Consider the following 7879-nt stretch of genomic DNA (forward strand, 5'->3'; position numbering starts at 1 on the left):
CTTCCCTCTCAGTTTTCAGTGGTCTCCGAGGGCGCAGGGTCGCCCTCGTCGATGGGGACATTCATGTGGATCTCGGTACCAGATGACAGGCGACGGATCGTCACCGTGCCGCCGACCCGGTCGATTCTGCCGATAATGGAGTGTCGGATGCCGTGGCGATCGTCAGGGATTGTGTCCACGTCGAAGCCCTTGCCCTGATCTTTCACGTAGACATCAAGGCTGATTGAGCCGACTTCCGCGTAGATGGTGACCGGTGGGCGACCATGACGCACAGCGTTCGTGGCGGCCTCGGTGGTGGCGGCAACCAGGGCGAGGGCCTGAACGGTGGGCACGCAATCTCCCACGCTTACGACCTCGATCGGGACGCCGTAGCGGGATTCGACGTTCTCAACGGACTCGCGAAGAGCTGCGGCAAAGGAGTCGGACACTTCGTGGTGACCCGTGTACAGCCAGGATCGCAGTTCGCGTTCCTGACGCAGCGCCAATGCTGAAACGCGGGTCGGATCCTGGGCGTGAGCGCGTATCAGTGTCAGCGTCTGCAGGACTGAATCGTGCAGGTGAGCGGCAATATCTGCGCGTTCGGCGTCGCGCACCTGCTGTTCACGTGTCGCTGACAGGTTCGTTGAGGCTCTCAGCCACAGCGGAGCAATCGCGAAGATCAGTCCACCGATCAGCACCACGCCGACGAACAGGGAGCGAGTCACCAGGAAACGTGACGTGCTGCCGAAGAACAGGGCGAAAATGCCGAGCAGGAAGAATGCGACGCCGGCGGCGATCAGTACGATGTTCAGCGCGCTGAGTTTCTTGCGGCGCGAGGCGCTCTGGCTCCACACCAGTGCCAGTCCGACGATGGAGGCGAGTATGGCAGGGATGTCAACGGCCTGGGCGACGTTGAGTGCCACGAGGATCGCCAGAACAGTGGCAAGGCCGATCGCGATCAGTCCGGCGGCAAGCAGCTGGGCGGATACGCCTTTGGATCGGGCTGAAAAGGTCGATCGCGTCAAAGGGGTGGCGAGCGCGCCATCTGATCGGCTTGTGCGCCTGCCGCGGTCCACCTGCATGGTGACGGCGAACCAGACGTACAGGAGAATGCCGATTCCCACCGTGCACAACAACAGGCAGATCGCGCGGACGATCCATACATGTAATCCGATATGGACGCTGATGCCGGAGCAGACGCCGGCCAGGATCGGACGCGGCATGGCCTGTGAGGAATGTGTGGCGCGGATCAGCGGTGGACGTGAGGAGTCATGGCGGGCAGGCGGAATCCACCCGTTGTCGCGCTCACGATTGGCTGCTGTCACTGTTCTATCTTGGCATCAAAACCGCTCCGGACCGTGATTCTCAGCTTCTTTTCAGGGGGGAATCAGGGCTCTCCCCGATGGATGTGAACGACTCAGTCTGCCACAGTAGTTTTCATGAGTTATTCAGCAGGCACACCCTTCACCGATCCCGGGTCCTCATCGTTTTTCGATTCCATCCGTCGGTCAGGCTGGTTTCGCGGTGAGGATCGCCTGGTCGGAGGCGTATGCGCCGGCATGTCTGCGCGCACTGGCTGGAATCTGGCATTCGTGCGAGCAATGGCGATTGTTCTGGGATTGCTGTGTTCCGTTTTCATCTTGCCTGCCTATGGACTGGCGTGGGCTTTCCTGCCTGAGTACCGCGACGGCCGTATTCACTGTGAACAGCTGATCCGATTCGGCACATTCGATGTGGGGTTTGCGGGCGCACTGGTGACAACTCTGGTCGGACTGGCTTCCAGTGCTGCAGTGCCGTGGATCTACCCACTCGTCATTCTTGGCGCGATCATCCTGACCATTATGGCGATTGCCGGTGCGGTGCAGTACACGCGTAACCATCAGAAAGGCGCGCTACCACATGTGCCACCATCCAGCTATGTCCCCGCCAGCGCGCCTCGGCCTGTGAGTGCGCCAACACCATCTCCTGCCACCGGCACGCCGAACAATCCGTGGACGGTGCCACCTGCGCAGCGACCGGCCTCGCCCTCTGTGCCGATGCCGGCGAACCTGGCCATTACCGGCCTCATTGTTCTTGCTCTTGCAGCAGCGTGCGCGTTGGTCGTTCAGGAAGGTCTGGGCGGCGTGGATGCGGTACGCGTGTTCGTGGTTCTGACAGCGAGCGTTCTCGTGGGGCTCGGCATAGTCCTTGCGTTCACGGCTTTTCGAGGGCGTCGCGCGCCATGGCTGATCTGCCTGTCCGTTCTTGTGGCAGTATGCTCTCCACTTGTGCTGGCTGTGGGCTACTCCGAATACGAGCAGGAGCAATACCTGCAGACCCTGGAGAGCGAAGAACCGGGTATGGCAGAGGCAGACACGGCCGTGACATACGACTGGACTGCGACGCAGTTATCGGACACCGGTTCATTCACTCTGGATCTTTCGCAGGCACCGGCAGATGTGCTCAAAACGATCCGTCTGGACGATATTGGTGGCGATGTGACGATCATGATGCGTCAAAATCAGCCGGTGGGGTTTCATCTGTACAGCTCAGTCGGTCTGATCCGCTCGGACTACTGGCTGGATGCACAAGGAGGCCGGGTGTCCAGCCCATGGATTCCGGAAGTGCAGTTCGTGTCAGAGGAACTGGCATTCCGCAATGATTTTTGGTCTCCTCAGCACGGGATCAACCTGGAAATCACCAATGTGTACGGCAGCGTCACCATCATCGAGTCTGCGCCTGCAGATATCTCCGGTGACACGATCCAGAGCGGCGACCTGTCTCAAAGCGGCGCACAGTCAGGAGACACTGCTCAATCATCTTCACGCAGCAATGGATAAGGATGCAGCAATGAGCGACGAATCAACACCAGAGAAGACCGACACTGAGGCGCTGCCCGACAGCGCGGACTGGCGCTCTGCCGAGCAAGGCGAAAATCCTGCGGCACCCGCGTTGCCGCCCCCGCCACCTCCATCCGTCAACGTTGGGCAGCTCATCTGGGCGGCAATTATCATCATGGCAGGAGTCCTCGTGTTCATCGTGGGAATTCATTCCACGGTCAACATGTCAATCCTGCTCATCGGATCACTGATCCTGCTGGGCCTGGGACTGATCGTCGCGGCAGTAGTCACGGCACGTAAAGAGGGCCGCTAGCTACGCGGCACTGTCAGGCCTGAGCCCGCTCCAGCTCCTCGTCGACAATGGCGTCGTCAAGCTTACGGAAGACGGGCGCGGGTTTGGCGATCGGACGGCCAACCTCAATATCATGGCGCTTCCACTCAGGAACATGCGTGTAGTCGCCGGTCAGAATCGGGTAGCGTCGCGGTGAGCCATCCTCGTTCGTCACGTCCAGATCTTCAACCTCATCGATGCGCGGCATGGGGGCGATGGTGCCCTCGCCGCCCATCACGGTGTCCACGTCGTTGGCTGAGTGCGGCAGGAACGGGCTGAGCATAATGTTCAGGTCGCTCACCACCTGCGCCAGTGTCCACAAGATTGTTGCCAGACGAGGGCGCTCCTCCTCGGCCTTCAACTTGAACGGCGCTTGATCAGTCACGTACTTGTTCGCCAGGCCGACCAGGTGCATTGCCTGGCCCAGCGCGGCTTTCTGATGATGCGTGCGGATGAGCGAGCCGACCTCATCAAAGCCGGCTTCAACTGCGTCCAGCAATGCGCGGTCATCGTCGGTGAGTTCTCCGGGCTGCGGGATTTCACCAAAGCGCTTGTGGATCATCGATGCGGTGCGGTTGACCAGGTTGCCCCACCCTGCCACCAGCTCCGAATTGGTTCGGCGCACGAACTCCGTCCACGTGAAGTCCGCGTCGGATGTTTCCGGGCCGGCCGCGCTGATGAAATAACGCAGCGCGTCAGGCTGGTAGCGGCTGAGCATGTCTCGCACGTAGATGACAATGCCGCGTGAGGAGGCAAACTTCTTGCCTTCCATGGTGAGGAACTCAGACGAGACCACTTCTGTGGGCAGGTTCAAATGCCCGAGGTCACCCGGCTCGCCACCCTTCGCACCTTCACCGTTGTATCCGAGCAGTTCAGCCGGCCAGATCTGCGAGTGGAAGACAATGTTGTCCTTGCCCATGAAGTAGTAGGACAGCGCCTCCGGGTCGTTCCACCATTTGCGCCACGCGTCAGGATCGCCGCTTCGGCGCGCCCACTCGATCGATGCGGACAGGTAGCCGACGACCGCGTCAAACCAGACGTACAGGCGCTTGGAGGGCTGGTCTTCCCACCCTGGAACCGGGATTCCCCAGTCAATGTCGCGAGTCATGGCACGCGGCCGGATTTCCTTGAGGAAGTTCTGAGAGAACTTGATGACGTTCGGACGCCACGTGCCGGACTCCTCACGCTCATCCAGCCACTTCGACAACGCAGCGGCCAGGGAGGGCAAGTCGAGGAAGTAGTGGTCCGTGGAGACGAACTCGGGTGTCTCACCGTTAATGCGTGAATGCGGGTTGATCAGATCTGTCGGGTCAAGCTGGTTGCCGCAGTTGTCGCACTGATCGCCGCGCGCTCCCTCGGCCCCACACAGTGGGCACGTGCCCTCGATGTAACGGTCCGGCAAGGTGCGTCCCGTCGAGGGAGAGATTGCGCCTCGCGTGGTTTCCACCAGCATGTAGCCGTTGTCTCGGACAACCTCGAACATGGCGCGCACAACGTTGTAGTGATTACCGGTGGTGGTGCGCGTAAACAGGTCGTAGGACAGGCCCAGTGCCTGCAGGTCTTCGACAATCAGGCGGTTATTGCGGTCGGCAAGTTCGCGGGCGGTGACGTGTTCCTGGTCAGCCGCCACCAGGATCGGTGTGCCGTGCTCGTCTGTTCCCGACACCATCAGGACGTCGTGCCCCGCCATTCGCATATAGCGGGAGAACACGTCAGAGGGAACACCGAAACCAGCAACATGACCAATGTGGCGCGGCCCGTTAGCGTAGGGCCACGCGACGGCAGACAGAATACGACTCATACCCTTAGCCTAGACTGATTTTCCGCCTGTGAGGAACGGGCCGGGGCCGGTCGTGACCTAAAGCCCATCCGACAGGCGCGTCAGTTCGTCAATCTCCTCCTGGCTCAACTCCACGGAGCTGGCCTGCATGATGCCTTCGAGCTGCCCGAGGTTACGTGCCGAGGCGAGCGGTGCAGCAATGGTGGGCTGCGCGATCAGCCAGGCGAGGGCGACAGCAGCCGGTGCCACATCCTTATCGCGGGCAATGCGCGTCACCGCGTCAACCACGTCGAACGCCTGAGCGGACACGTACGGAGCCACCATTCCGGCTCGGTCGCCTTCCAGCTTGTCGCCGCGGTGATACTTACCGGTCAGGAAACCGGAAGCCAGCGAGAAATAAGGGAAGACACCCAGGTTCCATTCGCGCGCAATGTCAAGGCGCTCTGATTCAAATTCGGCTCGGTGTACGACATTGAAGTGCGGCTGCAGGGCGATCGGCATGTGGTAGCCATGTTCGCGCGCGGCGTTGCACCATGCGCGCAGGCGATCCGGCTCCAGGTTGGACATTCCGATTTCACGGATGGTGCCTTGTTCAACCAGGTCATGAAACGCGCTGGCGACCTCATCAATGGGAACGTCGGGTTCGTCGAAGTGTGCGTAGTACAGGTCGATCGTGCCAATGCCCAGGCGTTCGCACGATTCTTCCACGGCAGCGTGAATGTTCTCCGGTCGCAATCCCTTGCGGGAGTCCTTGGATCCAACTTTGGTGGCAATCAGCAGGCGGTCGCGGTTGCCGGGGCGTGCAAGCCACGGCTTCATGGCCAGTTCGGATTCGCCTCCCTCGTGACCATCCACCCATGCAGAGTAGACGTCGGCGGTGTCGACGAGCGTTCCGCCCAGATCGGCGTACGCGTCCAAAATGTCGGCAGTCATCGCCTCATCGGCAGTCCACCCGAAGGTGTTGCCGCCCAACGCGACACCTGAAATATCCCAATGCCTGTCACCAAGTTTCATATCTTCAGCCTAAGCAAGAGGAGACATATTCGCACGCGCTTCGCGCCTGTCGGTTCGCACTTTCGCTGCCGTACATCTACAGTTAAGACCAACCCACAAAGGTGTGCATATGCACCGAATCATGAGGAGGAACCGTGTCCCGCGCGCTCATCATCGTCGATGTCCAACCGACATTCTGCGAAGGCGGTGAACTCGGAGTCGAGGGCGGCAACGCGGTTGCGCAGCGTATCGCCGTTTTTGTGAGCAGCCACCCGGATACGTACGACCTCATTGCGACCACCCAGGACTGGCACATTGACCCAGGTGCACATTTTTCCGACGAGCCGGATTTCGTCGACTCATGGCCGCCTCACGGTGTTGCCGGCACACCGAATGCGGAAGTCCACCAGGCACTCAGTGATGTTCCCGTCGACATTGCCGTCAAGAAGGGCCAGTACGAGGCTGCTTATTCAGGGTTCGAGGGTGTCGCAGACGATGGCACCACCCTGGCCGACGCACTTCACCACGCGGGGATCACTGACGTGGATGTGGTGGGACTGGCTGAGTCTCATTGCGTGTGCGATACGGCAATCGATGCGGTTCGTGAGCAGTTCACGGTTCGCGTGTTTTCAGATTTGACGGCGCCGGTGAGCGAAGAGCTTGGTGTCAAGGCTCGTGAACGCATGAACGAGGAGGGCGTGCAGCAGCTCGCATCCACTGCTGCGACGTTCTAGCCGCGCCGCCGCACAGCCTCCTACCGAGCTTTCAGCGCTTCCCGGTACAGGTCATTGCGGCGCGCACCCGTTGCTTGCGCGACCTGAGCGGCAGCGTCTTTCAGGCGCATACCTTCGTCAACAAGGGCAAGGACGGCCTGCACATGGTCCCGTGCGTTCACGCTCTGAGTGGCGCCTTGAACGACAATGGTGATCTCACCGAGCACGTCGCCCTGCGTAGCGTCGACCAGTTCCGCCAGGGTTCCGCGCATGATTTCTTCGTGCACTTTGGTCAGCTCTCGGCACACGACCGCGCGCCTGGCGCCACCGAAGTGCTCAGACATCAACGACAGCGTGGCATGAACCCGGCGCGGTGATTCGAAGAAAATCAGAGTATGCGGGTCGCGTGCCAGTTCCTTGAGTGTGCGCTCAGCTTCTCCCTGTTTGCGTGGCAGGAATCCTTCAAAGGCGAAGCGGTCTGATGGCAGACCCGACACAGCGAGGGCCGTTACTGGAGCGGAAGGGCCTGGCAGGGCGGTGACGCGTACTCCCTCGTCAATAGCTCCGTGAACGATGCGATAGCCCGGATCGGAGACTGTCGGCATGCCGGCATCGGAGACGACGAGGATGCGTGCACCTGATTTTGCCTGGCTGATGAGTGCGCCCGCGCGCTCGCCCTCGTTGTGGTCGTGGAGGGCGAGGATGGATCCTGCAATGTGGACACCGAGGCGCGAGGCCAATGCACGGACTCGGCGCGTGTCTTCGGCGGCAACGACATCTGCCTGCTGGAGGGCTGCGCACAGCCGAGGCGACGCGTCGTTGACATCGCCGATCGGTGTTGCGGCCACAATAATGCACGAAGCTGGTAGGGACTGGTTCTCATTCACGAGACCATTCTGCCCTACCAGCTCGAATTATGACATGAAGTTCTTACTTGGCTTCTGCCTGGGGATCCTCGGCGCCAGCTTCGTCTTTGTGACCGATCTTGCTGGAGATCGCGTCGCGCGCTGAGTCGATCTTATCGTCGTACTTGTGGTCGGTGGCGTTCTTGGCTGATTCCGACACGTTGTTCAGCACATCGTCTGCCTTGCCGGAGTTCTGCACCGCGTCGGTCGCCTTGTTCTTCAGATCGTCAAAGTTCATGTCTGTCTCCATTCGTTGTCGGTGGCCTTAATGCCGATCTCATAATAGCTATTCGCCGCGGCGTATGTGATGTGAAACATGAAATGCTGGTTGACTGGGTATCCGGTCGGTCAGCCCCGCT

8 protein-coding genes are annotated in these 7879 nt (G+C 60.5%); 3 read left to right on the top strand and 5 right to left on the bottom strand.

Annotation, left to right across the window (positions count from 1 at the left end):
* Positions 1-8 precede the first annotated feature (8 nt).
* A complete protein-coding gene (locus HMPREF2975_RS05130; protein ID WP_083314428.1) occupies positions 9-1304 on the bottom strand; it encodes an ATP-binding protein in 1296 nt (431 codons plus the stop codon).
* A 114-nt stretch (positions 1305-1418) separates the two neighbouring features.
* Between HMPREF2975_RS05130 and HMPREF2975_RS05135 the strand changes: the two genes are divergently transcribed.
* Positions 1419-2798, top strand: a complete 1380-nt coding sequence (locus HMPREF2975_RS05135) for a PspC domain-containing protein (protein WP_070726235.1) — start codon at positions 1419-1421, stop codon at positions 2796-2798.
* Between the two features lie 10 nt (positions 2799-2808).
* Positions 2809-3111, top strand: a complete 303-nt coding sequence (locus tag HMPREF2975_RS05140; RefSeq protein ID WP_141757297.1) for a hypothetical protein — start codon at positions 2809-2811, stop codon at positions 3109-3111.
* 13 nt (positions 3112-3124) lie between these two features.
* Here HMPREF2975_RS05140 and metG read toward each other — a convergent pair whose 3' ends face one another.
* Both metG and HMPREF2975_RS05150 read right to left on the bottom strand, forming a co-directional pair.
* The gene (metG, locus tag HMPREF2975_RS05145; protein ID WP_058236216.1) at positions 3125-4930 is read right to left on the bottom strand and encodes a methionine--tRNA ligase; all 1806 of its coding nucleotides are present in this window, start codon (positions 4928-4930) and stop codon (positions 3125-3127) included.
* Positions 4931-4987: 57 nt separating this feature from the next.
* On the bottom strand, positions 4988-5923 hold the full coding sequence (locus HMPREF2975_RS05150; RefSeq protein ID WP_058236217.1) for an aldo/keto reductase: 936 nt from the start codon (positions 5921-5923) through the stop codon (positions 4988-4990).
* A gap of 134 nt (positions 5924-6057) precedes the next feature.
* Here HMPREF2975_RS05150 and HMPREF2975_RS05155 point away from each other — a divergent pair, with 134 nt between their 5' ends.
* Positions 6058-6636 (top strand): isochorismatase family protein, encoded by a 579-nt coding sequence (locus HMPREF2975_RS05155; protein WP_058236218.1) that lies wholly within the window; start codon positions 6058-6060, stop codon positions 6634-6636.
* Positions 6637-6656: 20 nt separating this feature from the next.
* Here the strand turns inward: HMPREF2975_RS05155 and rsmI are convergent, their stop codons facing one another.
* Both rsmI and HMPREF2975_RS05165 read right to left on the bottom strand, forming a co-directional pair.
* Positions 6657-7502, bottom strand: coding sequence for a 16S rRNA (cytidine(1402)-2'-O)-methyltransferase (rsmI, locus tag HMPREF2975_RS05160; protein ID WP_058236219.1), 846 nt, complete (start codon positions 7500-7502; stop codon positions 6657-6659).
* 43 nt (positions 7503-7545) lie between these two features.
* Positions 7546-7758 (bottom strand): Rv0909 family putative TA system antitoxin, encoded by a 213-nt coding sequence (locus HMPREF2975_RS05165; protein ID WP_058236220.1) that lies wholly within the window; start codon positions 7756-7758, stop codon positions 7546-7548.
* Between the last annotated feature and the right edge of the window lie 121 nt (positions 7759-7879).

This window comes from Actinomyces sp. HMSC065F12 (assembly GCF_001814535.1).
Lineage (GTDB): Bacteria > Actinomycetota > Actinomycetes > Actinomycetales > Actinomycetaceae > Pauljensenia > Pauljensenia radingae_A.